Source organism: Flavobacterium proteolyticum, from assembly GCF_015223105.1.
GTDB lineage: Bacteria > Bacteroidota > Bacteroidia > Flavobacteriales > Flavobacteriaceae > Flavobacterium > Flavobacterium proteolyticum.
Map to the genome: position 1 here is coordinate 150,085 of NZ_JADFTZ010000004.1, position 25,119 is coordinate 175,203.

The window sequence follows — 25,119 nt, forward strand, 5'->3', positions numbered from 1 at the left end:
TTTAATTACGATGTTAAATTAAGATTTATTCATTCTAAATACAGATTGCATGAAGTCAATTTTTTCATCAACATTTGGTTTGTAATATTGATTAAATACTTCAAGACTTTTATGACCTGTGAATCCCATGATGACTTTATCTGGGATTTTTTTATTTTTCATAATTGTGATAAAGCTTCTTCTTGCGGTATGACTTGAAACTCTTTCATAAAATGGTGATGTTGATTCAACAATTTCTTGACCAATTTTAATAGTTTTTTTTACTTCATCAGTTAGTCCTACAATTTGTATAACTTCTTTGATATATTCATTAAATTTTTGATTAGTAATTTCAGGTAGTTTATAATCGTATTTTTCAAGTATGTAGCTTGAATAATCATTAAGAGGAATAGATAGAGATTTACTATTGTCTTTGATATCAATAACGTTTATAAATCCTCGATAAACGTCTCTTTTTTTTACTTTTGAATAATTACTATATCTCATACCAGTGAAACACCCAAAAACGAATAAGTCTCTTACTTTTTCTAAACGAGGATTTTTACTAAAATCATATTCAAAAATTTCAATTACTTGTTCTATTGTAAGCGCAACTTCATTGGTTATTTGCTTTTTGATATTCTTAAAGCTTTTAAAATCAGTTTTGTATGTGTAATTGTTTTCAAAAGCCCAATTAAGGAATGTTTTTAATAATCCTAAATTTCTACTCAACGTATTGTTTGAATGCTTTTTTACATTGATACAAAACGTGATATAAGAATTATAAAATGGTTTGTCTATTCTATTTAAATGCAACGTACTTTTTGAATAGGTTTGATACATTTCTAAAAGCGTTTTGTTGTATTCATATCTTTTAATTGTAGATGCTGAATTAGAGTCTTCGGTTCTGTCATTTTTTTTCATTTCTAAAAAAATGTCATAAACACCGAAAAAATCATTCGATTTTGATTTTGTTTTTTTGAATTTTTTATCAAATTCAGCTCTGATGTTATCAATCGTTATTTCATCATTAGAGTTTTTATAGCGATTTATAATTTCAGTAAAGAAATTAGGATATCTATCAATTTGCTTTTTAATGCTTCTGTGCTTTTCAGCAATAGAATTCCTACCTGTCAATTTGTTAGGTTGTCTGTTTACAAAATCCCATTCCAGGGGAGAAATCATTTCACCAGTAGAATAAACAAATTTTTTGCCCTCATCTTTAAAATAGGATGAAAATAATATTAATGTTTCCTCATTTTTTTTAGGTTCTTTCAAGTTAAATGTACTTCTCATAAAAAAATAATTAATTTTTTAATCTAATTTAAAACTTAGTTGACAAAATAGTTGACAGTAAAGGTATGTAATAATATAATATTTGTTATATGATTTGCTGTAAATTTCAATATTTTTTACTTTAAATGCTTTATTTTAAATCATTTAAGTATTCTTTGAAATATTAAGTTCGATAACCTCTTTCTCCGCAGGGTAAAACCGATTCAGAAATGAATCGGTTTTTTTTATGCCTTTTTTTAATAAAACACTTAGGCACAATAGATTTGTTTTGTGTTGATTGACAGCTTTTATTGCGTAATGATTATAAAAAAAACGTTGCCATTTGATTTGGCAACGTTTTTTTATTTTCTAAAAGGTTCTAGCTCTTCCATGGGAATCCGCGTGTAATCGGCGAATTCTTTGAAAGTAATCATGTGATGTTTTTCCTCTTTGTCGAAATACGACTTAATGTCATCCATTATGAGACGTGCGTTTCTTTGGGTACATCCTTTGATTAATGCTATATCTTTTGTCGTGATACAGATTCTGTATGGCATGTTTTTCATTTTGTGCTTTGAGTTTTTGTATCGTGATTTGATTTTACATATTTTCAAAAATAATAATTAACTGATTGAATGCAAAAATAAATTATCAACAACTAGCGGCTGTATTTTCGTTTGCTTTGTTTGGTACTAGCCTGACTTTTAAAGCTTTGTATTTGTTTGTTTAACCGTAGATTTAAATTAAAAATAGTTATATATGTTCCTGAGGTAATTCGACAGTTTTTTAGAATTGTTGAAAAGTCCGTTTTTTGATTTTTGGTCTTTTTGGGTTAGTAGATGATGTTTTCTTTGATTTTATATTTTTTGCATACACTATCCATACACTATCTATACTGTATCCATACTTCATCTATGGAGTATCTATGTAGTAAACTTGTTGGGTGATTGTATTGCTTGTATTAATGAATACCGTTTCTATAGTTCTCGATACATTTTGTAGTTGTAAATCTTGGGCTTTACAGCTACAAAACACTCGAAGTGACGGAGGTGGAATTATGGATTTCTTTAGTTCTCGATACATTTTGTAATTGTAAATCTTTGACTTTACAACTACAAAATACTCGAAGTGACGGGGGTGGGATTACGCTTTTTTATTGTTCTCGATACATTTTGTAGTTGTAAATCTTTGGCTTTACAACTACAAAACACTCGAAGTGACGGGGGTGGGATTACGCTTTTTTATTGTTCTCGATACATTTTGTAGTTGTAAATCTTGGGCTTTACAACTACAAAACACTCGAAGTGACGAAAGTGGGGTTGTGTTTTTATTATTACAGAAAGTGTCTTTTTCGGAAATAAGTGCCATTTTTTGCTTTTCTGGACGTATTTGGTAAATGTAGGAAAAAGTTCTTAGGGCTTGTCAATAAAGGAAATGTTGAATAACGGGTATTGGTATATGTTTTAGTTTTGAGCCATTATAAATTTTTAATTTTTATTATTATGGCTAGATTAAATGGCTTGGTAAAGTTTGAAGGTACGTTAGATAACTTGACCTTCTACAAAAGTGCAGACGGGCACTTTGTGCGCACCAAAGGTGGTGTTAGCAAAAACAGAATTATGAACGATCCTGCGTTTGTGAGAACTCGTGAAAACGGAATGGAGTTTGGCAGTATTGCTACTTCGGGTAAGTTGTTGCGCAATTCTTTGGGGACGCTGGTGTTTCGAGCGAAAGACAGTAAACTGACGAGTAGGCTTGTGAAGGTTATGGGACAAATTAAGAATTTGGACTCCGTTAGTGCTAGGGGTGAGCGTAATGTGGCTAGTGGCTTATCTGATGCATCGGCTAAGTTGCTTTTAAAGGGGTTTGACTTTAATGCTAGAGCTACTTTAGGCAGTGTATTGAATACTAGTTATAGTGTTGATACCGGAACAGGAACGGTTACCCTTTCTTCGTTTAATCCTATGGAGCAATTGCGTGCTGCTGAAGGTGCTACTCATTTTAGTTTGCAGGTGGGTTATTTGAACTTGAATTTTGAAACTGGAGAATCGGATTTGACTTTAAGTCCTGCCTCTGTTTTTCCGTTGGTTCAAGGGGTGATTTCTCCTGTGTTAACGCCAAGTGGTGTTCCTGCTGGTAGTGGTGTGGGAATGCATGTGTTGCTTATTGAATTTTTTCAGGAAGTGAATGGAGTTCAGTATATGTTGAACAATGGTGCTTACAATGTGCTTAATTTGCTTGAGGTTCAATAAATAGTGTTCAGTAATCAGTATTTAGTGTTCAGTGTTTCTTAATCAATGAATAGTATTTATTGAGGCTGTTGATTTAATAGGGTTGTTAGTGTTCAATAATTGCCCTATTGGAAACGCCCTGCCAGAAATGGTGGGGCGTTTTTTTGACCATTGCCTTCGAGAGCCTCAGGCAACGGTTTTTTGACCATTACCTTCGAGAGCCTCAGGCAACGGTTTTTTTTGACCATTACCTTCGAGAGTTTCAGGCAACGGTTTTGTTGACCATTATTTTCGAGAGCCTCAGGTAACGGTTTTATTGAGAATATTTGATTGGTGGCTGAGGTTCTCGAAGCCACTTTTTATTATGGTTCAAGTTATAAGTTTTACGCATTTTTATTTTTTAACACTTCTTGTACGGTTTTCCTCATTTTTATCTCAATCTTTTTGTTTACTTTCGTTAAGAAAGTTCCTACGTATTTTTACCTGGTTTCAAAATCAGGTAGTTTTACGGGTTGTATAGGTGTTTTTTTTTTGGTATGTTTGGTAATTAAAGAATTTAATAAAAGTATTACAAAATGAGTTTAATACAAGAAGGTATTGACAAAGGATTAATTGCTGTTAGTGAAGACAATAAGACAGTAAAATATATATACCAAAATAAATCAAGGAATTTAAATAATCCTGAAGAAAAAGTTCAGGTTGAAGCTTTTTTGCGTTTGGTTTTAGAATATGGTTATCCTGTGGAGCATATAGAACAATTTGTAACTGTTACTATGGGTGCAGATAAACGTGAAGCTGATATTATTGTTTATGAAGATGCAAAACATGTTAAGCCAAAAATTATTGTTGAGTGTAAGAAACAAGAAGTAACTCAACAAGAATTTAATCAAGCAGTAAATCAAGCATTTAGTTATGCTAATGCACTTTCTGGAACTGTAAAATATGTATGGGTGTATTCTGAAGTATTAAGCTCAATATTTAGGTTTGATAAAGAAAAAGATTTTAGAGAAGGATTATCAGATTTACCACACTATGGTACAGACTCAGTAGCACCCTATAATTTTGTAAAAGGTGGTGGTACACATCCTTACACAGATAGCAAAGGCACAAAACATGTTCAAGTTTTTAAAGATATCAAAACTGTTTCAGAAGAGGAATTAACTAGACGTTTTAAACAAGCACATGATGCTCTTTGGGCTGGAGGACAATTAAATCCATCGGAAGCATTTGATGAATTGGATAAACTGATTTTCTGTAAAATTTGGGATGAAAAATATAACATTGTTGATGGTAAACTAAAGCCCCGAAAAAAAGGTGAGATTTACGATTTTCAGATAATTAAAGAAGCAACTGAAGCTAAAACTAATGATGCGCTAGCTAAAAGAATAAAAGCAATTTATGCGGCTGGAAAAAACTTTGACAAAGAAGTTTTTAAAGATGACATTCGTTTGAGTAATGAACGTATTAGAACCATTGTAAACTATTTACAAGAAATTAATTTATCAGCTACCGATTTAGATAGTAAAGGTCGTGCTTTTGAAACTTTTATGGGAAGTTTCTTTAGAGGTGAATTTGGACAGTACTTCACACCTCGTGTTATTGTACAATTTATAGTAGAAGCTTTACCAATTGACAATAACTCTTTAGTATTAGACACTTCTTGTGGTAGTGGTGGCTTTTTATTACATGCCCTTGATAAAGTAAGAAGACAAGCAGATAAAGAATATCCAGACTACAAAACCGATATTGAAGACCACAAAGCATGGCATGATTACTGGCATAGCTTTGCAGAAAACAATTTGTATGGTATAGAAATTAACGAACAAATTGCACGTACCGCAAAAATGAACATGATTATTCATGATGACGGACATACCAATGTAATTTCTGTAGATGGTTTGTTAAGTGATAAAGAAACCCATTTAATTAGTAACAACAAAGGTTTTCAATATAACAGATTTGATTATATCATAACCAATCCTCCTTTTGGAAGTAGTGTAAAAGACAATGAAAAACATTATTTACGTAATTATTTACTAGGTAAAAAACAGGTAGATTGGTTAGATTACAAAAACAGTAAAGAAACTTTTAGAAATAACCAAAGCACCGAAGTTTTATTTATAGAGCAATGCTACAACTATTTACGTGAAGGTGGTTATTTAGCGGTAGTTATACCTGATGGTATTTTGACTAATAGCAGTTTGCAATACGTACGTGATGTTATGGAAGATTGGTACCGATTAGTAGCTGTAATTAGTATGCCTCAAACGGCTTTTTCTGCTACTGGAGCTGGTGTAAAAAGCTCGGTGTTATTCGTTAAAAAACACTCTAAAGCACACACTGATTACCTACAAACATTGAAAGAAACCATACAAAATGATATTAAAACCGAGTTTGATTATTTGAATACCATTGCCAAATGGGAAAAAGAAAAGAAAACCAAGTTAGATAAAATGGATGGTTTTATACATCCTGCGGGTTTAACCAGTGTGAAAGAAATAAAAGCCAGCGAAGAGTACAAGGAGTGGAAAACAGAAGTTAACCAATTTTACAGTGATAAAATAAGCGAACTACAAGAAGAAATGACCGCTCGCTATCAAGAAGAGCGTGCCAAACAATTACCTGACTATCCTATTTTCATGGCAATAGCTGAAAATATTGGTTATGATGCTGTAGGCAAATCTTCTGCCAAGTTATTGAGCAAGAATGAAGTTATTGAAGGTAATTACAAATTAGTAACGGAAGAATTAAGCCACGATTTGTATGATGAAAAAATTACCAAAAAATACGACTTGCATGATGATAAAGAAGAACTTTCAACCAAGAAAGAAATTATTGATGCTGGAATTTTAAAAGAATTGAGAAACTTTATAACTGCAGTAAACAATGGCACAATTTAATATTTCTGATACTGTTGATAGGAATAAAGTTTTTTTGGTCAAACGCTCTGAACTTTTTGAACGGCTTGATCCTGACTTGGTTTTATACACTAAAAAGACACAATCTTATAAATTTAAAACATTTCCTCTAAAATCTCTTTTAGTAAAGGCTCCTCAATATGGTGCAAATGAAAGTGGAATAGAAAGAATCTCATCTGAAGAACCAAGGTATATTAGAATTACTGATATTGATGAGTATGGTCTTTTAAAAGATAATATTGGAGTTACTGCTGAAAATATTGAAGATCGATTCATTTTAAATGAAAATGATATTCTTTTTGCTCGGAGTGGTAACACTGTTGGAAAAGCTTATTTACATAAAAAAGCAAATGTTAATTATGATTGCTTTTTTGCAGGTTATATGATTAGATTTATTGTAGATGATTCTAAAATTTTAGCTGATTATTTGTTTACTTATACCCAACTAAATATTTATAAAAATTGGGTAAATGCAATTCAAAGAACTGCAGGACAACCTAATATAAATGCAGAAGAATATAAATCTTTATTAATTCCTTTACCACCAAAAGAGATACAACAACAAATTGTAGAAAAAATAAATTCAGCATACACTCAAAAACAACAAAAAGAAGCCCAAGCCACAGCATTATTAGCCAGTATAGATGCCTATTTGTTAAAAGAGTTGGGTATTACTTTACCTGAGAAAGATACGAGTTTACAGTGTAGAATTTTTACAACTAGCTTTAGTGAAGTTAGTGGTGGTAGGTTTGATGGATATTATTATCAGAAAGATTTTATTGAATTTTTTAATTGCTTAAAAAAAGGGATTTATCCAATAAAAAGTTTAAAAAAAATATCTAAAAAAATTACAAGTGGAATAACTCCTCTGTCTGGTGGTGATGCTTACACAAATTCTTTAGATGGAGTTCCTTTTATAAGAAGTGGTAATATTGATATTGATGGAGATATTGATTTTGAAGATTTACTCTATTTAAAAAAAGAAATTCATGAAGTAACAATGAAATCTTCAAAAGTTGAATATAATGATTTAATGATTGCAATAGTTGGAGCAACAATTGGACAAGTTGGAATTTACAATGATACAAGAGAAGCAAATATTAATCAAGCAATTGCATTAGTAAGACTAAAAGAAGAAATTAATCATAACTATGTCAAAGAAGTTATTAAATCTAGTATTGGTCAATATAATTTAAATAGATTAAAAAGACCTGTTGCAAGAGCAAATATCAATCTTGAAGAAATTTCTACAATGCAAATAATTTTACCTCCAAAAGAAAAGCAAGACGAAATTGCTGTTTATATTCAAAATATTAGAGCACAGGCTAAGCAATTCCAAGATGAGGCTAAAATGGTTTTAGAGGAAGCTAAGAGAGAGGTTGAATTGATGATAATAGGTTAAGTTATGGGGAAAAAAATTGAAGACTTTGTACCAAAACAACTTTTGATTGAAATTTCTAAACATATATCAAATATTTACGAAGAAAAACGAACTGAGAGTTGGGAAAGTTCAAGATCTGATGAGGATGCATTATGTGGTCATTTTTTTGGTGCAATGATAAAAAATGAAACTGAATTTTCTGATAATTTAAGTTGGAAAATAAATTATAAAAAAACTCGAGGTCGTGGTAAACAAAATCCTGAGACAGCAATAGGGGCTGATGGTATTTACACTTTTGAATTAAAAAATAAAAATGGTGATATAATATTCCAAAAAGCCTTTTTGTTTCAAGCTAAAATGGATAAGTCTTTTAATGAGAATACAACACTTTCCCAAGTTAAAAAAATGAACTCAACAACTCAAAACGGTTCTGTGATTATTGTTTTTTGTGAAAAAGAATTTAAGGTAATTAAAACCTCAGATTATCTTCAATCTAGAAGTAAATTCCCACATGTAAGTTTTGAAAAATATGTCAATGATGAGTTTTTGAAATGTTTACATGGTGAACAAAATATGAACTACAACATTAATGAAGAAAAATTGACCATTTTAGATGACAATAATATTGTAAAAAAAGAAGTTCAATCTTCTCTTAAAAGTGAATTGAAAATAACTGTAAGCAGAAAAAAGTAAAATGATAATTAGAGGTATTTTAGATAGGTCATTAAGTAGTCAATTATGCATTAGAGGTTTTGCTCCTATAAAAGAATTGGCTCGGATTTCAAAAGCTGATTACTCTTATCAAAGAAATCCCATTTACGAGCAACAAGAGGTAATTTCAACATTTTTAGACAATGAAGATTATTTGTTTTTTCCCGAAGTTATCCTTAATTATAAAGTCAAAATTGATTATTCAAAATTAAAATCTTCAAATCGTTTTTCTCCATTACAAGAACTAGAAACTAAAGGTTTTTTTAAATCTAATGTAGATAATACATCAATAAAAACTAAAAAAGTCATATACAAGAATTCATCTGATCTTAGAGGAGTAGAAAATATTATTGTTGTTGAGTTGAATCTTGATGATACAATATTGAATGATTTAATTAAAAAAAATCAAGAACCATTTAGCAGAGTTGATGGAAATCATAGGTTAAAAGCTGGTGGAGTAGCTAAATCTGAAAAAGTAAACAGAATGACTATACCGTTTTGTATTATCTTATCAGAAGAATTGATTTATGAAGAGTTTAAGGACGGTTTAATTAACAAAACACACGAGTATTTAGGTGAAAAATTTGAGAGAGTTGTTTTTCATAACATTAACACTAAAACAATTCCATTAACTTCTGAAGAGAATTTAAGAGTAATACTTGATGATGAAAAAAATTTTTCTGATGAATACCTAAAAGAAAAGTTTGGATGGGAATACTATGCTATCAGAAAGGTTTTTAAAAAGCTACCCAAAGATTTAGTGAATGTTTATCCAAACTTAGGGAAAGATTTTTTAGAAAAACCTAGAAGTGTTTCTAAAGACATTGTAAAACTTTTAGTTGATAATAAAAAAGTAAAACGTAATGAAAGTAGCATAAGTCTAGTAAATGAGGCATTAAAAAATGTTAATCAGGTTTTTGGAAATCACCCTAGATTAAAAAACACTAAGGGAATTGCATTTGTTGTAGCAGCAACATATTTACATATTAGCAAAGAAAATGATATTGAACTTTTTATAAAATGGTTATTTAAAAATCATATTGATGAAATTGAAGGTCTTACTTCAAAATCGCTAATTAAAATCTATCAAAAGATAAGGGAGACTAAAAGTAAACAGGTTTTTGTTTCTATGCAATTTGATGAAGAAACTAAGCCCCATTATAATGCAATTGTTAAAGCTGTTAATGAGGTAAACAATGAGTATAATTTAGAAATAAAATTAAGGGAAATTAGAATCGATCATTTTAATATTGGGCATTCTTATAAGATTGATGATGAAATATTAAGATTAATTGAAGAAAGTGGTTTATTAATAGCTGATTTATCTTCAAAAAATATAAATGTTTATCAAGAATTAGGCTATTTAATGGGATTAAATCAAGGAAAAGGTTTAAAACAAGAAAATTTTATATTGATAAAAAAACAAGATAAAAAATCAAAAGACACAGATATAGGTTTTAATATTAGACCATTTCAACAGCTCCGTTTTACATCAGATTTAGAATTAGTTGGTATGTTGAAAAAGTCTATCGTTGAATATTACGAATTAAACTAGTTTTATGAATAGAAGTCACCGCGTAATTTACAGAAATCAATTTGGTATCATAACTGAAATACCAACATTGGAATATGCACAACAAAACCCTAATTATTTTGATAATAGAGTTCCAACAACTCCTATGGAAGTAAATAGGTTATTAGTTTTAAATCATGGATTTACTCTAATTGCAAACGATGAAAAAGTAATTTGTTACAAATTGTTATAATATTTGATATGGAAGAACCATTTAAACCCTTAAGTTTATCAATTAAAGAATTGTTTGGAAATGCTGATTCTTTATATAAAATACCTGTTTATCAAAGACCTTATAAATGGGAAAATGATCAAGTAGAACAATTATGGGATGATATAACAGAAGCTTACTATAATGGTGAAGAAAATTATTTTTTAGGTTCAATTATTACAGCTAAACCAAGAGATAATGAGAAGTCTTTGTATTCAGATGTAGTAGATGGTCAACAACGTTTGACTACTTTAATGATTATGTTTTGCGTCATACGTGATTTGTTTCCAGATATTAATCAAGATAATTTTGACGATAATCCTTTTGCTGTCAGTATTGATGAGATTAAAGCCTCTATTTCGCTACACGGTAAGTCTGAAAGATTAAAACTTTATACCCATGCACAACACAACAGCGATTTTGAAAAATATATTTTAAAAGGAGATACCACAACATTATCTTTTCCTTACAAATATCAAATACGAATTGATGAAGAACCAAAATTTAAGTTTATCAATACTGCTGTAATTTTTAGAAATAAATTTAATGATATAGGAAGAGAAGAATCTGAAAAAATCATTGATTTCATTTTCAATAAAATCAAGTTAATTAGAATTGATTGTAAAAATAGAGAGTTTGCTATTAAGCTATTCCAAGTTTTAAATGATAGAGGAATGGACTTAACTGCTGCCGATTTAATCAAAAGTTATTTACTTGAAAAATTATATTCGAAATATTCATCAGATCCAGACACCTCAAAAATAAAAGAAAATCAATTTATTTTAGATTGGAGGGAAATGGAAAATACTATTAGTAATTGTGAAGATATTAATGTTAATGATTTGTTCATCATGTATGAATATTATTCATTAGCTCAAAATCCAAGAAAATCACTTTATGATGAGTTACAAAATGAGTTTGAGAGCAAAGATCCTAATGTTGTAATTGATGATGTAAAGAATTTTGCTAAGTCTTATTATACTCATATATGGGAAGCACAAGATAAGTTAAATTATTCATTTTGGTATATTAGATGGAGTGTATATTGGAAAACAATTTTGCTTACAGCCATTCATACTAATTATACTGATTATGAAAGTTTGAAATATGAATTACGTAGATTTTACTATTTATATTGGATTGCAGGCAAAACTTTATCTCAGATAAAACAAACATCTTTTAATTTAATCAAATGGATTAAGGAAAAACAGAGTATAGAATTCATTAAAAGTCAATTAGATGAAAAAGTTGAAAATGATGAAATAATTGACTTAGTTCAACGCAATTTAAATTCTGAACGTATTGCTAATAATGCATGGATTAAACCATTATTAATACTTTTAGAATATGATGCTACGGATAATAATAATCATGGATTTATTCCACTAAGTAAAGACTTACATTTAGAACATATTTTACCTATTAGATACGATTCTTTTGATGATTGGAATCATTTTAATGAAGAGTTAGCAACTAAATGGATAAATAGTGCAGGAAACTTAACTTTATTGAGTGGTGCAAAAAACATTGAATGTAGTAACAATCCTTTTAAAACTAAAATAAGTATATACACTGGAAAAGGAAAGTATAATGATAAGGATGAAAAAATTACAAGTTTTCAAATTACTCAGGAAATAGTTCGTCAATACAATGAAGATATGTTTAATAAGCAATGGAGCATTGAAGCAATTAAATATCGTAGAAAGTGGTTTTTAAATCAAGTTAGTAATTTATTTGATATTGATTTGGAAGAAATAATTAAAGAAGAAGCTCCGCAACTAAATTAAAAAAATATGCTTGACAACTATATAAAACAAAAAGTTGATTTAGTTTCTTATTCACAAGTCGAATTGAGCAACATAGCTAATACTTTAAGTTATTTAAAAAACATTGTTAATAATCAGCCTGATTTCAGAGAACCTTTTTTGGGAGGTTCCTATAAAAGAGCTACAATGGTTAAGGGTGTAAGTGATGTAGATGTTTATTTTAAATATGTGGGTAATGGTAATCCACAATCTGCCTTATCAGTTTTAAAAAATGGCTTGATGAGAAGTTATCCAACAACAATAATAAAACAAGATAAACCATCTATTTTGGTTGACTTTCTAAAAATACCATTTAATATTACACCATACAAAGAAGATAATTGGGGTAACTTAAGCATTCCTGATAAGTATTTATTGAGTTGGCAAACAATGAGTTTTGGTGAATTAGAACAAAACATAATAGCCTTAAGAAGACAAAATTCGAAATTTATTGACTTAATTAAAATTCTTAAACTTTGGAATTTTAACCATAGAAAAGGAATTAAAAATTTCGAAATTGAAAAAAGAGTTTGTAGTTTATATCTTGGTAGACAGTTATATCAAAACAGTTTATCTGAAATGATGATACATTTTTTTAATAATAATGGATATCAAAGTGATGCCGTAAAAATGCAACTTTTAAGAAATAACATTCATAGCAACTCAAACTATAATTGGATCAATTTTATTGAAAACAGAAAAACCTATTTTTGATGGAGACTAAAGAAAAAGAATTGTTGAGAAAACTTGGTGAAGAAACTATTTATACATCAAAAGGTCATTTCAAAGCTTGTGATTTAAGACGACAATTGATAACTTATACAATTTGGATTTGTACTTTGTTAAATATTATAGGTATCATTGGAATAAATGAAACAGTAGACAAATGGTTATCTGCAGTTGGTCTTTTTGGGACAATAGCACTACTATTGTGGAATGAAGGAGAGGGGAAAAATTACAGAGCAAATCACAAAGAAATTGCTGAAAAATATTTAGCTCTACATAAGGAAATAAGAGAGTATTATTTTTTAGAAAATACAACAACTGAAGAAATTAAAAAAATAAGTAATAAAGTAATTTCATTGGATAAAAGTGAAAAGCCAGAAATTCCAAGTTACGCAAGAAAGTTAGCTAAAAGTGCTATTGAAAGTAAAGACCCTGAAACTGATAATTGGTTTAAAGTTAAATAAATAAATATGAAAAAAGTATTTGGAATTTTATTATTGATTATTGGTTTGTTGTTAACCAATTTTGGTGTTGGTGGTTTTGTTTACACAGATACAACTCGAAAATGTGATTTCTATCAGAATTTAAATGATATTAATAATTATCATAAGGATTATGATGGAGAAATGGCTGTTGGTATGGCTATTTTTGTAGTGGGTTTGATTTTATTTATTATTGGAATTGTTTTAACGGCTTCTAAAACGAGAAAACAGCAAGAAATAGAAATAGAATTAGGTTTGATAAAAGCTCAAAACATAAAATAATTATATAATATGCGTTACGTTTTAGCTTTTTTCTTTCCATGGTTGAGTTTGATACTTCAGGGGAAAGTAGGTTCTGGAATTATTTGTTTGCTATTACAACTTACCATTATTGGTTGGATTCCTGCTTTTATTTGGGCTGTTACTGCATTGAACAGAATGTATGCAGATAGAAGAACTAATAAGATTATAAAAGAAATGAAGAAAAGAAAAGATAAGTAACCCTGAATAACATCAACCTACTCCAACTATTTATAAAAATTATTAATATCTAATAAAATATTTTATTACAAAGCTTAGTATTAAATGAGTTTGTTTATCATCATAGCTGTTCTTTTGTTATTTTCAATACTATTGTATTTTTATAAAGTTGAAAAGAACAAGTACGAAAAACCAATCTTCAAAGAGAATCTTACACATATAGATTCCTTTTTTGAGGTAGTTGAAAATTTTGATGATTATGTTACTTGGGTAGAAAGAGATGCCATTAAAAAACGATTTAGTGCAGTTAGCAGTTATTTTAAATACAAGACAACCTTTTATAAAAAAGAAGAAAAAGTAAAGCGGTTTAATGAACTCTATCAAAGTTTTGATAGCTTTATTATCAACTATAATAAAAGCTATGTTCTAACTCAAAAAGAAAAACTCAAAAGTTTTTTTGAAGATATTGAAGGCAAAGCGTTAGACGAACAACAACAAACAGCAGTCATAACAGATGAATACTCTAACTTAATTATTGCTGGTGCTGGTTCAGGAAAAACCTTAACCATTATAGGGAAGGTAAAGTACCTAATAGAACAGAGAAAAATAGCTCCTGAAAATATACTTTTGCTCTCGTTTACAAAAAAAACAGTAGATGAATTAAACGAACGCTTACAAAAAATGGAATTAGGAGCCAAAGCAACTACATTTCATAAACTAGGTTATGATATTATAAAAAAATATCTCAAAACAGCCCCTGTTGTTACTAATGAAAATACGATACGAAACATTATTACTTCTTATTTAGAACAAGACATTTTAGAGGAAGCTGAAGCATTAAAGGCTTATATTGAGTATGTTGCCTGTTATATGAATATTCCTGAAGGCCATGAAAGTTTTGATTCATTAGGAGAAAAACTTGATACCGAAAAAGGAATTGATTTTCAAACATTAAAATCAAAATGCGAGCCAGAACCTTTAAACAAAGTAGCCAAAAAGTCTCTTGATACGCTACAAGGTGAAAAGGTAAAAAGTTTAGAAGAACTTACAATTGCCAATTTTTTGTATCTGAATGGTATCGATTATGATTATGAAAAGCCCTATCCTTATGGTGATATTACTTATCGACCTGATTTTTATTTGAAAGATTATGATATTTATTTGGAGCATTTTGGTGTAGATGAAAATAATGAAGCCAAATGGTTAACAGATTTTAATGGAGAAAATTATGTTAAAGAGATGGGTATTAAAAGAGAAACCCATAAAACTAATGAAACTAAACTTTTAGAAACCTATTCCTATTATAATAAACAGAATGTCTTGTTAGAGAAACTAAAAGAAATGCTGGAAAATGAAAATGTGGTTTTCAAGCCAAGAGATGTAAAAAATATCTTTAAAAAAGTTACTAATAATGACGCTCATTTTGGAAAAGAAATCACTAAACTCATTGAGACTTTTATAAATCTGTGCAAATCTAGACAACTGGATTATGAAGCTATAACTACATTGTTTACTGATAAAAAAGCAAGTAGTAAATTCATGAGAGATAGACAAGCACTTTTTTTAAAGTTTGCTATGCCTATTTTAAAAAGATATGATACTACACTAAAAGAAAGAAATGAAATTGATTTTAATGATATGATTAATCTGGCTACTGAACTTGTAAAAAAGAATAGTCCTGATTATACTTTTAAACATATTATTATTGATGAATATCAGGATATTTCATACTCGCGCTTTAATTTAATTAAGGAAATTAGAAATTTATCTGGAGCTCGATTAATATGTGTAGGTGATGATTGGCAATCTATATATAGATTTGCAGGTAGTGATATTTCTTTGTTTAGCAATTTTGAAAAACATGTAGGCATTCATGAAAAGTTATTTATTGAGCAAACCTATCGCAATTCTCAATCGTTAATCGATATAACATCAAAATATATACAAAAAAACAAGAAGCAGATTCCTAAAAATCCAAGGTCTAAAAAAGAAGCAATCTCAAATCCATTAAAATTTGTTTATTACTCGGAAAGCAATGCAGAAACTATTTTCATTAATGAAATCCAAAACATTGTAGAAAAAGTTGATAATAAGCCTATATTAGTATTAGGGAGACATAGTTTTGATATTAATGAATTTATTAAGCTTACTCCAAATAGTCGCATAAAATATTATGAAACAACTGATAAATTAGAAGTAAAAGGATTTGAGCATATTGATATTAAATATATAACTGTTCATAAATCAAAAGGACTTGAAGCGGACAATGTAATTGTGTTGAATTTAAAGAATCATTTGTTAGGTTTTCCTAATAAAATGACGGACGACCCTATGTTATCGTTATTACTTAGTGATGATGAAGACTATCGATTTGCTGAAGAAAGAAGATTATTTTATGTGGCTTTAACCAGAACAAAAAATGATGTTGTGTTACTTATTCCCAGAGACGTTTCTTTGTTTGCAGAAGAATTAGTAGCAGATAACGATTTTTTGCTTAGTTCTGATAATGAAAAACTAAGTAAAACTAATTGTCCATATTGTAAAACAGGACATCTTGTAATCAGACAAAACCCAATAAAAAATAATCAATTTTTAGGTTGCTCGCATTATCCGAGTTGTGACCAAACATTTAACAATATTGAAATTTTGGAAAACACGGTGCTATGTTCGAGTTGTCAAAGTGGTTTTATGACTAAAAGAACAGGAAAATATGGAGATTTTTTAGGCTGTACTAATTATCCAAAGTGTTCAAATACTATAAATTTATAATAAATAGTTATTATTTTAAGTTTAAGGTTTTAAGTTTAAAGATGTGAGCTTTACTTCGTAAAGCGTGTGCCTAAGGTTAGGAGATTTAGCTTCGCTGAAATTACGTTTCTATTCTGCGGAATGACAGCTTTGACTGCGTAAAGCGGAAGCCTACTGTTGGCGGAATAACAACTTTGTGTGTAGCAAATGAAATGTTATTTCGTTTTAATCTCTTGAAAATTGTTTTTATGAATTGGTTTAATAGGTAGTATTTTATATTTTTTTCTATTATATTTGAAATTCAATTCTTACATTTTAATCATGAAAAAAATTATTTTATTACTACTTGTTACTTTAAGTTTAGCCTCATTTACAACTCCTGATGAAGCGGCATTTAATATCGTTGGAAGATGGAAAGGAGTAGAAAAAAAATCGGTTGGTTACCTGATTTTTCAAGAGGATGGCTATGCTTTTTTAGAGGAAAATGGTAAGAAGATTGGTGGTAAAAACTTTGTTGAGAACGGAAAAAAAGCTACTATGACTTATAAGTTTCAGGATATGGGGAAACTGATGCATATTGATATTGTTGTTACAATTGTTGGAGGAAAACAAACCCAATCTTTATTAGGAATTGCTCAAAAAATCAATAATGATAGTTTCAAATTGCAATTTGGATTTGATAATGTAAGACCTAAAACATTTGATAAAAATGAAACAGTAGTCTTTACTCGAGTTAAGTAATTACTTTTTAGATTATAAATTAAAAAATGTATCGAGAATAAAGCATTAATGAAAACGGTTCTCGATACATTTTTTGTTTCGCTTTACTCCACAAAATACACTCGAACTGACGTTTTTCTAAGACTCTCTCAAAGGGTTCTTTAGATTGTTTTAAAAAGAAATAAAATTTACCACTTGCCATGAAAGTTGTCAAAACGAATAAAAAAGCTAAAAATCAACCCATTAAAGTATATAAGTTGCACCAACTCGATTGGTTGGAATATATTTCTATTGGTCTATGCTTGTGGTTTGTGTTTTATCCTAGACCTTATGACTATTTGTTACTAGCGTTGTTGTTACTTCCTTTTGTGGGAATGTTTTTGAATGGGTTAAACAAGCCCAGTATTGCTTCGTTAGTAGAAATTGATCGCGATGCGAAAGATGAGTATGATGTAGCGGATTTTATTGATTTACCCGCTTGGGCTATTGTAGTTCGCACTTTGCTAGATTATGAAACGGATTCTTATGTAGCGGTTATTACTGCAGGTACGATTGCTTTTGTGGGGATTTGTTTGTTTTTGTTGGTTACGCATCGTCAGATTTCGGATTCGAATAAAGACAAGTGGTGGATTTATGGTTCGATAGTTTTTAGTTTTTTTATTTATAGTTACAGCGCTGTTGTGGCTGTGAATTGTACGTTTGATTATTCGGAGCCTAAGGAATATAAAACGGAGGTGATTGATAAGCGTATCAGTAGAAGTAGTAAAGGTAGAAGAACGTACTATGTTAAAGTAAAACCTTGGGGACACCACTATGACGCGGAGAGTATCACGGTTTCTTCCGAAGAATATGATCAGTATCAGATTAATGATAAGGTGGAAGTGGAGTATAAGGAGGGGTTGTTGGGGATTCCTTGGTATTATTTGGATTAGGAGGCTTTTGCCTTTACCTTTTGCCTTCGAGAGCCTCATGACCTTTTGCCTTCGAGTGCCTCATGACCTTTTGCCTTCGAGAGCCTCAGGCAACGGTGTAAAAATCGAGTGCCTCAGGCAACGGTATTGAGTAGTTCTGTAGAAAATGTGATATATGGGGGCTGAGGTTCTCGAAGTCACCGTTTTCATTACCTTTTGCCTTCGAGTGCCTCATGACCTTTTGCCTTCGAGAGCCTCAGGCAACGGTTGGAGTAGTTCTATAGAAAATGTGATATATGGGGGCTGAGGTTCTCGAAGCTACCGTTTTCATTGCCTTTTGCCTTCGAGAGCCTCAGGCAACGGTGTAAAAATCGAGAGCCTCAGGCAACGGTATTTAGTAGTTCTGTAGAAATTGTGATATATGGGGGCTGAGGTTCTCGATGCCACCGTTTAATTGATTTAATTATTATGAAAGGATATATGTATATTTTACTTTGTGCTGATGGTAGTTATTACACAGGGAGTACAACTGACTTAGAGAGAAGGTTAGAACAGCATCAAAATGGTGAGGGTGCTAATCATACCAAAAAACGGTTGCCAGTTTCTCTTTTATATTATGAAGAATATTCAAGAATTGATGAGGCATTTTATAGAGAAAAACAAGTTCAGGGTTGGAGTAGGAAAAAGAAAGAAGCTCTAATTGAGGGTAAAAATGATTTGTTGCCATTATTAGCAAAGGCTTATAGAGATTTAGATGAGATATTATAAAATTGGTGGCTTCGAGTGCCTCAGCCACCAATTTTTTTGACCTTTTGCCTTCGAGTGCCTCAGGCAACGGTTTTGAGTAGTTCTAATGAATAATGTGTTATGGGGGCTGAGGTTCTCGAAGCTACCGTTTTCATAGCCTTTTACCTTCGAGTGCCTCATGACCTTTTGCCTTCGAGTGCCTCAGGCAACGGTATTGAGATGTTCTGTAGAAAATGTGATATATGGGGGCTGAGGTTCTCGAAGTCACCGTTTTCTTAACCTTTTGCCTTCGATACTTCGACAAGCTCAGTAACCAATCAGGCAACGGTATCTAAACGAGTGTCTCAGCCACCATTCATTATATAAAAATACGCTCAAGTTATCTTGAGCGTATTTTGTTTATTAATAATTTACATAATCGGTGATTTCTAATCCGTAACCTATCATTCCTACGCGTTTGGTGGGAGCGGTGCTGTTGGATAGTAATTCGATTTTGGTGATGTCTAGGTCGTGAAGGATTTGGGCTCCGATACCGAAATCTTTGGTGTCCATTTTAATTTGTGGGGCACGCATTTCGCCTTGAGATTGTAATACTTTTAGTTCGGCAATACGATCTAATAGTTCTAAGGATTTTACTTCTTGGTTGATGAATACAATTGCACCTTTTTCTGCTTCGTTTATTTTACGGAAAACGTTGTCTAGTTTTTTATCGTTATCACTGGTTAGTGTTCCTAAAATATCGTTATTTACTTGTGTGGTATTGATACGAGTTAGAACGGGTTCGCCTGCGTTCCAAGTTCCTTTGGTTATGGCAATGTGTACTTGTTTGTTTGTGGTTTGTAAATAGGCACGCATTCTAAATGTTCCAAAACGTGTTTCGATATCAAAATCTTCTTTCTTTTGAATTAGACTATCGTGTTGCATTCTGTATGCTACCAAATCTTCAATAGAAACTAATTTTAAATCGAACTTCTTTGCTACTTCTACTAGTTGAGGTAAGCGTGCCATAGAGCCATCTTCGTTCATGATTTCTACGATAACACCTGCGGGTTTAAATCCTGCTAAACGAGCAAAATCAATAGCCGCTTCGGTGTGACCTGTTCTTCTTAAAACACCACCTTGTTTAGCAATTAACGGGAAAATATGTCCAGGACGTGCTAAATCGTAAGGTTTGGTTTCCGAATCAATTAAGGCTTGAATGGTAAGAGCTCTATCAGAAGCGGAAATTCCTGTTGAAACTCCTTTTCCTTTTAAGTCAACTGAAACGGTAAAAGCGGTTTCCATGTGGTCGGTGTTGTTACGCACCATGGCATGAAGGTCTAGTTCTTTACAACGTGATTCGGTTAAAGGCGCACAAATTAGTCCTCTACCGTGGGTTGCCATGAAATTGATCATTTCTGGCGTAACTTTTTCGGCCGCGGCTAGGAAGTCCCCTTCGTTTTCTCTGTCTTCATCATCTACTACTATGATTACTTTTCCTTGACGGATGTCTTCAATAGCTTCTTCAATTGTGTTGAGTTGTATGTTCTTTGACATGGTATTAGTTGTTGTCGTCGTTATTTTGAGTTATTTTATTGAAAAGTTTTTTAAATGGATCTGTTATCCAATCAAAATTGATCATGATCCCAATATCGTTAGTAGCACGATAGGTTAAAATTATGGCAAAAGGTGTCATAAGTATTGATGCCATCCAAGCACCTAAGAAAGGGGGAATGGTATCTTGTTGTGCTAATTTACGACCAAATGTATTTATGAAATGGAAAGTAATAAAGATTAAAATAGCAAATACAATAGGTAACCCTAATCCTCCTTTTCGGATAATGGCTCCTAGGGGTGCTCCAATAAAGAACATTAACAAACATGAGTATGCAATTACAAATTTTTCATGAATGGCTAACCAGTGGTTGTTGATGTTTTTGGTTTTTTCTTCTAAATCGGATTTATTACTTTGTATGCTGAACTCGGTACTAGCCGCATTGCTTTTTGCCATATCTAGTATTTGATCACGTTCTAAAGGAGTAAAAATACTTAATAAGTCTTTTTTTGGTGATGCGTTTGAAACAGGAACCTTAGGGGTAACATTGATTACAGCATTCTGAATTTTCTTTCTAAAAATATTATCACTACGCATTACAACATTGTCGGCATAAGACATGACATCTTTGTTGTAACTTTTTTGTAAAGAATCTAGAGTGTAAGTTAACTCAGGTACGGTAAGCATTTTTTCAGAGGTAACGTTACCGTCGTCAATTTCTGCCTGATTAAGTTTGGTTAAATCGATATTGATGACGTATTTCTTAAAACTACTCTTTGCAAAAGGCAATCGTTTACGTTCTTCGAATTTTTTAGGATGAATATCTTCGTAATAATAACCATCGTATAATTCTAGTTGTAAGTAATTAGAATCGTCTTCACTGGTTAAAATTCCTCTTTTGGCTTTGATAATGGTATTAGCGCCTAATCCCATGTTGTTATTCTTAACATGCATGGTGACGTCTTCTAAGAATTCACCATTATCGCCCGATTTTTTACCTACTTTAATATTAGAAGTTCCAATGCTATTAAATTGTCCTTCAGCAATGGCCATGGCTGGTTTTTGCTGTACAATTGTTTTTCTAAGATTGATGAATTTATACTGGGCATCTGGAATTACATTATTAGCAAAAAAGAACGATACTAACGCTAAAATACCAATTGTAATTGTTAGCATTTTCATAGCGCGTTGTAATGAAATACCAGAGGATTTCATAGCGGCAAATTCATAATTTTCGGCAAAACTACCAAATGTCATAATGGATGCTAACAATACTGAAAGTGGTAATACTAACGGAACAATAGTAGGAGCGTAGAACGATAAGAATTTGATAATGGTAAAAAAGTCCAAATCCTTTCCTGCTAGTTCGGCAATGAAAAGCCAAATTCCTTGTAAAACGAATATAAAAAACAAGATTACAAATACCGAAGTAAATGTAATCATGAAAGATTTAATAATGTATTTATCTAATATTTTCACCCGAACGAAATTAGTCTAATTTATTGATGTAATAATTAGGATATTTTGATTTTGTAAAGGTAAAATGATTTTTTGATAATGGCTGATTTGTTTTAAAAGAATTAACAGTTAAAGTAGTTTTTGTTCCATTTTTGCCTACTTCAATTACGGTGTAGATGTGTTTTGTTTGTACATCAATCCCTACCAAGATTTCTTTGCGTTGGTCTTTGCTGCTATTTGGAGTTAATTTTACGTACTGAATTTTTCTTCCTTTTACGTTTTGAAGAATATCCCATCCGTATTTGTAACCTGAATTAAAAAAGGTTAACATTTTGTTTGGTGTAATAGCGTTATCGTCGTTAGCATCAAAGTTAGCGATAGTAATTTCTTCATCTTCAGGAACAATAGTATATACTTTTTTTCCGTCGAAAATTTTGGTTACTCCCATGAAATTTAAGTTGTATAAATTTCCTTGAAGTGCCACATTTCCTTTGCTTTCTTGGTTGATGTTTTCTTTTGGATTGTTTAAAGTATATTTAAAGTCAATCACAATATTATCGTACGATTTTATTTTCGCCGATACATCATCTAAAAGCTCTTTTGCTTTTTTAGCATCTTGAGCTTGTAATGAAAAACCTATAAGTAGTGCGATTGCAACTTGTAAAAAACGTGTCATTTTAATGTTAATTTTATTCATTATTTAAAAAGTGTTCCAGAGCAACTAAATCGGGAATTAAAACGGAACGGGCTTTACTTCCTTCAAAAGGTCCTACAATACCAGCAGCTTCTAATTGGTCGATTAAACGACCGGCTCTATTGTAACCTAATTTTAATTTTCTTTGAATTAAAGAAGCGCTTCCTTGTTGTGCAGTTACGATTACTTCTGCTGCTTCACGGAATAGCGAATCTCTTTCGGATATGTCTATATCAAGTTTTATGCCACTTTCTTCTCCTACATACTCTGGCAGTAAATAGGCTTCAGGATATGCTTTTTGTGCTCCAATGAAATCACAAATCTTATCTACCTCTGGAGTATCAACAAAGGCACATTGCACTCTGACGATTTCGTTTCCTTGTGTGTATAATAAATCGCCTCGACCAATTAACTGATCTGCTCCACCAGAATCTAAAATAGTTCTTGAATCAATTTTAGAAGTTACTCTAAACGCAATACGAGCTGGGAAATTCGCTTTAATCATCCCCGTGATTACGTTAACTGATGGACGTTGTGTTGCAATAATTAAGTGGATTCCAATAGCACGCGCTAACTGCGCTAAACGAGCAATAGGTGTTTCTACTTCTTTACCCGCTGTCATAATTAAATCGGCAAACTCGTCAACAACTAATACAATATAAGGTAAAAAGCGGTGTCCGTTTTCTGGATTTAATTTGCGGTTTTTGAATTTCTCGTTGTATTCTTTAATGTTACGCACCATGGCATCTTTTAATAAAGAATAGCGGTTGTCCATTTCAATACACAAAGAATTTAATGTGTTGATTACTTTAGTGTTATCGGTAATAATAGCATCGCCACCATCAGGAAGTTTTGCTAAATAATGACGTTCAATTTTGTTGAAAAGAGTTAATTCTACTTTCTTTGGATCGACCAAAACGAATTTTACTTCGGCTGGATGTTTTTTGTATAATAACGAAGTCAACACCGCATTCAATCCAACAGACTTCCCTTGTCCTGTAGCCCCTGCCATCAATAAGTGCGGCATTTTGGCTAAATCTACTACAAAGGTTTCATTCGAAATGGTTTTTCCTAATGCGATAGGTAATTCCATTTCTGCAGTTTGAAATTTTGGAGAAGCAATTACACTTTTCATCGAAACCATAGTAGGATTGTTGTTTGGTACTTCAATACCAATAGTTCCTTTACCTGGAATTGGCGCGATGATACGAATTCCTAAAGCGGCTAATGACAAGGCAATATCGTCTTCTAAGTTTTTAATTTTGGAGATACGAATACCCGCTTCTGGAACAATTTCGTATAAAGTAACTGTAGGTCCAACAGTAGCTTTAATTTGCGAAATTCCGATGCTGTAATTCTTTAAGGTATCAACAATTTTATTTTTGTTTTCTTCTAATTCGGCTTGATTAATGGTAATTCCGCCAGAAGAATATTCTTTTAATAAATCGATAGGAGGGAATTGATAGTTGGATAATTCTAATGTTGGGTCGAATAATCCGAAATCTTGAACCAATTTAGCGGCTAAGTTTTCTTCTACGATTTCCTCTTCTTCTACTTTTTCGATAACAAAAGCGTCTTCGTTTACGAAATCTTCTTTCGGAATGCTTCTGTCTTCGATAGAGAAATTAGTTATTTCAGGAGTTTCAACTTTTGGTTTTGGGTCTAAAGTTAATTCCGATGCTGAAGCAATTGTTGGTTTTAAAGCTTCTTTATTGATTTCAAAAGTCGAAGGATAGGTTTTCAATTCGAAATTCCCCATTTCTTCTTCGTCTTCCGTTAAGATAAAATCATCTTTTGAATTGGATGGAGAGGTTATAGGTAAATCGGTATTGATTTCCTCTTCTTCAATTTCTTCGTTTGCTTCTTCTGTTACTGGAACTATTGTATTTGCAACGGCAATATCTTCATTTAATTCCGCTTGTGGTTTTTCAAAAACTTTGGTAAAGCTTTCAGGCGACATTTTGATTTTGAAAACCAAGAAAAGTACAATTCCGAATAAAAGCACTAATAAAGTTCCTGTTTTTCCGATGTAATCTTGAATGTACAGGTTCATTTCATATCCAACGGTTCCTCCTAATTGTGGTATGTAATCCCATAAAAAGCCTAGAATAATTGAAATGAAAATGATTAGATAAAAATCCCAAAAGAAGCTTCTTTTAAGTTTCGATAAAGCCATGTCTAATACTAAGTAAGCTCCCATTAAAAAAAGGATTCTCACAAAAATAAACGAAGCTACTCCAAATCCTTTGTAAAGAAAGAAGTCGGCTAAGAAAGCACCAAATTTCCCTAACCAGTTTTCGGCTTTAGCACCTCTATTGGCTAATTCAGATACAATATTTTGATCGTTATTTCCTGTAATAAAGTAAGAAATAAAGGAAAGTAACAGTGCTATTGAAAAGAAAATTAACAAAATGCCAAAAATAAATTTCTGTTGACGATTCAAGCGCCAAGAGAATTTTTCTTTGGTTTCGGTAGGAGAGTTTACGGAATCTTTACTTGTTTTTTTAGCCATGTAAACGGAACAATTTTTACAAA

At 31.3% G+C, this 25,119-nt stretch carries 21 protein-coding genes; 15 read left to right on the forward strand and 6 right to left on the reverse strand.

What is annotated here, in order from left to right:
- Positions 1-18: 18 nt before the first annotated feature.
- Positions 19-1,275 carry a tyrosine-type recombinase/integrase gene (locus tag IM755_RS09725; RefSeq protein WP_194096274.1) on the reverse strand — a complete coding sequence of 419 codons (1,257 nt, stop codon included), beginning with the start codon at positions 1,273-1,275 and terminating at the stop codon, positions 19-21.
- A 341-nt stretch (positions 1,276-1,616) separates the two neighbouring features.
- On the reverse strand, positions 1,617-1,811 hold the full coding sequence (locus tag IM755_RS09730; protein WP_194096276.1) for a hypothetical protein: 195 nt from the start codon (positions 1,809-1,811) through the stop codon (positions 1,617-1,619).
- A 1,209-nt stretch (positions 1,812-3,020) separates the two neighbouring features.
- On the opposite strand from IM755_RS09730, the gene IM755_RS12810 reads away from it, so the two are divergent.
- The 15 genes from IM755_RS12810 to IM755_RS09805 all read left to right on the forward strand — a co-directional run bounded on the left by IM755_RS12810 (position 3,021) and on the right by IM755_RS09805 (position 18,919).
- On the forward strand, positions 3,021-3,506 hold the full coding sequence (locus IM755_RS12810) for a hypothetical protein (protein WP_228063928.1): 486 nt from the start codon (positions 3,021-3,023) through the stop codon (positions 3,504-3,506).
- A gap of 554 nt (positions 3,507-4,060) precedes the next feature.
- On the forward strand, positions 4,061-6,385 hold the full coding sequence (locus IM755_RS09740) for a restriction endonuclease subunit M (RefSeq protein WP_194096280.1): 2,325 nt from the start codon (positions 4,061-4,063) through the stop codon (positions 6,383-6,385).
- The gene (locus IM755_RS09745; protein WP_194096282.1) at positions 6,372-7,805 is read left to right on the forward strand and encodes a restriction endonuclease subunit S; all 1,434 of its coding nucleotides are present in this window, start codon (positions 6,372-6,374) and stop codon (positions 7,803-7,805) included. The genes IM755_RS09740 and IM755_RS09745 overlap by 14 nt, the downstream gene beginning before the upstream one ends.
- A gap of 3 nt (positions 7,806-7,808) precedes the next feature.
- Positions 7,809-8,477, forward strand: coding sequence for a hypothetical protein (locus IM755_RS09750; RefSeq protein WP_194096284.1), 669 nt, complete (start codon positions 7,809-7,811; stop codon positions 8,475-8,477).
- Position 8,478: 1 nt separating this feature from the next.
- Positions 8,479-10,050: a hypothetical protein gene (locus IM755_RS09755; RefSeq protein WP_194096286.1), complete on the forward strand. Its 1,572-nt coding sequence runs from the start codon at positions 8,479-8,481 to the stop codon at positions 10,048-10,050.
- A 4-nt stretch (positions 10,051-10,054) separates the two neighbouring features.
- The gene (locus IM755_RS09760) at positions 10,055-10,261 is read left to right on the forward strand and encodes a hypothetical protein (protein WP_194096288.1); all 207 of its coding nucleotides are present in this window, start codon (positions 10,055-10,057) and stop codon (positions 10,259-10,261) included.
- Between the two features lie 8 nt (positions 10,262-10,269).
- Positions 10,270-12,066, forward strand: a complete 1,797-nt coding sequence (locus tag IM755_RS09765; RefSeq protein WP_194096290.1) for a DUF262 domain-containing protein — start codon at positions 10,270-10,272, stop codon at positions 12,064-12,066.
- 6 nt (positions 12,067-12,072) lie between these two features.
- Complete coding sequence (locus tag IM755_RS09770; protein WP_194096292.1) at positions 12,073-12,798, forward strand: SMODS domain-containing nucleotidyltransferase; 726 nt, start codon at positions 12,073-12,075, stop codon at positions 12,796-12,798.
- Entirely contained in the window at positions 12,798-13,274 is a 477-nt protein-coding gene (locus IM755_RS09775) for a hypothetical protein (protein ID WP_194096294.1), read from the forward strand. The genes IM755_RS09770 and IM755_RS09775 overlap by 1 nt, the downstream gene beginning before the upstream one ends.
- A gap of 6 nt (positions 13,275-13,280) precedes the next feature.
- Positions 13,281-13,574: a hypothetical protein gene (locus IM755_RS09780; protein ID WP_194096296.1), complete on the forward strand. Its 294-nt coding sequence runs from the start codon at positions 13,281-13,283 to the stop codon at positions 13,572-13,574.
- 9 nt (positions 13,575-13,583) lie between these two features.
- A complete protein-coding gene (locus IM755_RS09785) occupies positions 13,584-13,793 on the forward strand; it encodes a YqaE/Pmp3 family membrane protein (RefSeq protein ID WP_194096298.1) in 210 nt (69 codons plus the stop codon).
- Between the two features lie 84 nt (positions 13,794-13,877).
- Entirely contained in the window at positions 13,878-16,541 is a 2,664-nt protein-coding gene (locus IM755_RS09790; RefSeq protein WP_194096300.1) for a UvrD-helicase domain-containing protein, read from the forward strand.
- Between the two features lie 300 nt (positions 16,542-16,841).
- On the forward strand, positions 16,842-17,261 hold the full coding sequence (locus IM755_RS09795) for a hypothetical protein (RefSeq protein ID WP_194096302.1): 420 nt from the start codon (positions 16,842-16,844) through the stop codon (positions 17,259-17,261).
- 179 nt (positions 17,262-17,440) lie between these two features.
- Entirely contained in the window at positions 17,441-18,172 is a 732-nt protein-coding gene (locus IM755_RS09800; protein WP_194096304.1) for a hypothetical protein, read from the forward strand.
- A gap of 447 nt (positions 18,173-18,619) precedes the next feature.
- The gene (locus tag IM755_RS09805) at positions 18,620-18,919 is read left to right on the forward strand and encodes a GIY-YIG nuclease family protein (protein WP_194096306.1); all 300 of its coding nucleotides are present in this window, start codon (positions 18,620-18,622) and stop codon (positions 18,917-18,919) included.
- 381 nt (positions 18,920-19,300) lie between these two features.
- Here the strand turns inward: IM755_RS09805 and ribB are convergent, their stop codons facing one another.
- Genes ribB through IM755_RS09825 form a run of 4 tightly spaced genes read right to left on the reverse strand, consistent with a single transcriptional unit; the run spans position 19,301 to position 25,096 of the window.
- Complete coding sequence (gene ribB, locus IM755_RS09810; RefSeq protein WP_194096308.1) at positions 19,301-20,434, reverse strand: 3,4-dihydroxy-2-butanone-4-phosphate synthase; 1,134 nt, start codon at positions 20,432-20,434, stop codon at positions 19,301-19,303.
- Between the two features lie 4 nt (positions 20,435-20,438).
- The gene (locus IM755_RS09815; RefSeq protein WP_194096309.1) at positions 20,439-21,911 is read right to left on the reverse strand and encodes an LptF/LptG family permease; all 1,473 of its coding nucleotides are present in this window, start codon (positions 21,909-21,911) and stop codon (positions 20,439-20,441) included.
- Positions 21,912-21,921: 10 nt separating this feature from the next.
- Positions 21,922-22,587 (reverse strand): LolA family protein, encoded by a 666-nt coding sequence (locus tag IM755_RS09820; protein WP_228063929.1) that lies wholly within the window; start codon positions 22,585-22,587, stop codon positions 21,922-21,924.
- Positions 22,580-25,096 carry a DNA translocase FtsK gene (locus IM755_RS09825; protein WP_194096311.1) on the reverse strand — a complete coding sequence of 839 codons (2,517 nt, stop codon included), beginning with the start codon at positions 25,094-25,096 and terminating at the stop codon, positions 22,580-22,582. The genes IM755_RS09820 and IM755_RS09825 overlap by 8 nt, the downstream gene beginning before the upstream one ends.
- Between the last annotated feature and the right edge of the window lie 23 nt (positions 25,097-25,119).

Excerpts from the sequence above, each read along its gene's own strand:
- IM755_RS09725 (WP_194096274.1), bottom strand. The coding sequence starts at position 1,275 with ATGAGAAGTACATTTAACTTGAAAGAACCTAAAAAAAATGAGGAAACA.
- IM755_RS09730 (WP_194096276.1), bottom strand. The coding sequence starts at position 1,811 with ATGCCATACAGAATCTGTATCACGACAAAAGATATAGCATTAATCAAA.
- IM755_RS12810 (WP_228063928.1), top strand. The coding sequence starts at position 3,021 with ATGGGACAAATTAAGAATTTGGACTCCGTTAGTGCTAGGGGTGAGCGT.
- IM755_RS09740 (WP_194096280.1), top strand. The coding sequence starts at position 4,061 with ATGAGTTTAATACAAGAAGGTATTGACAAAGGATTAATTGCTGTTAGT.
- IM755_RS09745 (WP_194096282.1), top strand. The coding sequence starts at position 6,372 with ATGGCACAATTTAATATTTCTGATACTGTTGATAGGAATAAAGTTTTT.
- IM755_RS09750 (WP_194096284.1), top strand. The coding sequence starts at position 7,809 with ATGGGGAAAAAAATTGAAGACTTTGTACCAAAACAACTTTTGATTGAA.
- IM755_RS09755 (WP_194096286.1), top strand. The coding sequence starts at position 8,479 with ATGATAATTAGAGGTATTTTAGATAGGTCATTAAGTAGTCAATTATGC.
- IM755_RS09760 (WP_194096288.1), top strand. The coding sequence starts at position 10,055 with ATGAATAGAAGTCACCGCGTAATTTACAGAAATCAATTTGGTATCATA.
- IM755_RS09765 (WP_194096290.1), top strand. The coding sequence starts at position 10,270 with ATGGAAGAACCATTTAAACCCTTAAGTTTATCAATTAAAGAATTGTTT.
- IM755_RS09770 (WP_194096292.1), top strand. The coding sequence starts at position 12,073 with ATGCTTGACAACTATATAAAACAAAAAGTTGATTTAGTTTCTTATTCA.
- IM755_RS09775 (WP_194096294.1), top strand. The coding sequence starts at position 12,798 with ATGGAGACTAAAGAAAAAGAATTGTTGAGAAAACTTGGTGAAGAAACT.
- IM755_RS09780 (WP_194096296.1), top strand. The coding sequence starts at position 13,281 with ATGAAAAAAGTATTTGGAATTTTATTATTGATTATTGGTTTGTTGTTA.
- IM755_RS09785 (WP_194096298.1), top strand. The coding sequence starts at position 13,584 with ATGCGTTACGTTTTAGCTTTTTTCTTTCCATGGTTGAGTTTGATACTT.
- IM755_RS09790 (WP_194096300.1), top strand. The coding sequence starts at position 13,878 with ATGAGTTTGTTTATCATCATAGCTGTTCTTTTGTTATTTTCAATACTA.
- IM755_RS09795 (WP_194096302.1), top strand. The coding sequence starts at position 16,842 with ATGAAAAAAATTATTTTATTACTACTTGTTACTTTAAGTTTAGCCTCA.
- IM755_RS09800 (WP_194096304.1), top strand. The coding sequence starts at position 17,441 with ATGAAAGTTGTCAAAACGAATAAAAAAGCTAAAAATCAACCCATTAAA.
- IM755_RS09805 (WP_194096306.1), top strand. The coding sequence starts at position 18,620 with ATGAAAGGATATATGTATATTTTACTTTGTGCTGATGGTAGTTATTAC.
- ribB (WP_194096308.1), bottom strand. The coding sequence starts at position 20,434 with ATGTCAAAGAACATACAACTCAACACAATTGAAGAAGCTATTGAAGAC.
- IM755_RS09820 (WP_228063929.1), bottom strand. The coding sequence starts at position 22,587 with ATGAATAAAATTAACATTAAAATGACACGTTTTTTACAAGTTGCAATC.
- IM755_RS09825 (WP_194096311.1), bottom strand. The coding sequence starts at position 25,096 with ATGGCTAAAAAAACAAGTAAAGATTCCGTAAACTCTCCTACCGAAACC.